The sequence below is a fragment of the Acinetobacter sp. UC24323 genome (assembly GCF_024151445.1).
GTDB lineage: Bacteria > Pseudomonadota > Gammaproteobacteria > Pseudomonadales > Moraxellaceae > Acinetobacter > Acinetobacter baumannii.
In genome coordinates, this window is sequence record NZ_JAHIBY010000034.1 from 1 (window position 1) to 1,465 (window position 1,465).

General features: G+C 34.9%; 2 protein-coding genes. Both read left to right on the forward strand.

The genetic code is table 11. The annotated features are described in order from the left end of the window. Positions 1–50 precede the first annotated feature (50 nt). Positions 51–560, forward strand: a complete 510-nt coding sequence (locus tag KNQ97_RS19145) for a helix-turn-helix domain-containing protein (protein ID WP_001122273.1) — start codon at positions 51–53, stop codon at positions 558–560. A 32-nt stretch (positions 561–592) separates the two neighbouring features. Beyond that, positions 593–1,435: an IS3 family transposase gene (locus KNQ97_RS19150; protein WP_223673390.1), complete on the forward strand. Its 843-nt coding sequence runs from the start codon at positions 593–595 to the stop codon at positions 1,433–1,435. Positions 1,436–1,465 lie beyond the last annotated feature (30 nt).

A 1,465-nucleotide genomic window follows, 5' to 3' on the forward strand; every position in this document is an offset into this window, starting at 1 on the left:
CTGAACTGCACCCCATAAGTTAGACTTTTTAAACTTATGAGGTGTGCCCTATGCCAATTCCGAAGCATTCAAAAGAGTTAAAATTAAAAGTCATTCAAGCTTATTTAGATGGAAGTAAAGGATATAAAATCCTTTCACAAGAATTTAATGTTGATCTCCAAACCATCCGCTTATGGATTGAAAACTATAAGGCACAAGGTGAAGATGGCCTGAATGTTAAAACTAAAAAAACCTACTACTCTTCCGAATTTAAAATCAAGGCTGTACAAATGCTTCTTGATAAGATACCGGTAAGAGAAGTTAGAAGACGGTTAAATCTGAGCGGGACGTCAATTTTAAGAAGGTGGCTCGCTCAGTATCATAAAGAAGGGATTGCCGGGTTTAATACTACGAGGATTTATACCAATATGGTTAAACAAGATAAAACCAAAATAACTAAGCCTATAAAAGAAGACAAAGATAAATCTCAACAGGAACTCATTGATGAAGTGACCGCTTTACGAGCGGAGGTTGCCTTTTTAAAAAAGCTAAAAGCCTTAAAACTGAAGCAACGTACTTAAATACACTTTGTACTGCAGACACTGTTCAGGTTATTTCAGAATTAAGGCAAATTTATCCATTAAAACTCTTACTCAGTATTGCAAAGATTGCTCGTAGTACTTATTTCTATCACATGAAAGCTGTACGCTCTAATGACAAATATACTGAGTTAAAACAGCAGATTAAGTCCATATATCACAAGCATAAGGGATGCTATGGCTATCGTAGAATTACTCTTGCCCTGAAAAGTACAGGAATAATAATCAACCATAAATGTGTATATCGCCTTATGAAAACCATGGGAATTAAATCACGTATCAGAGCATTGAAATATCGCTCATATAAAAGTGGTTGTGTCGGGACGGTGGCTGATAACATTATGCAACGGCAATTTAAAGCGAACCATCCCAACCAGAAATGGGCAACTGATGTGACGGAATTTAATGTTAACGGTGAAAAACTTTATTTATCACCAATTATAGATTTGTTTAATGGGGAAATTATTACCTTCCGAATCCAACGTAAACTCAATTATGAGTTAGTGAAAGATATGCTCATTCATGCTTTAGCTAAACTTAAGCGACATGAGAAACCAATTCTCCATTCAGATCAAGGATGGCAATATCAAATGGCTCATTACCAACAGCAATTAAAGCAACATGGTTTAATTCAAAGTATGTCTCGTAAAGGAAATTGCTTAGATAATGCTGTAATAGAAAGCTTCTTTGGAATATTAAAATCGGAATGCTTTCATGGAGAAAAATTTCAATCAATTGATGAATTAGAGAAAACGATACGAGAATACATTCATTATTATAATCATGAGAGAATCAAGGTGAAGCTACAAGGTTTATCCCCTGTACAATATAGAAACCAGTTTATAAAAACTGCTTAACTAACTGTCCAACTTTATGGGGGCAGATCA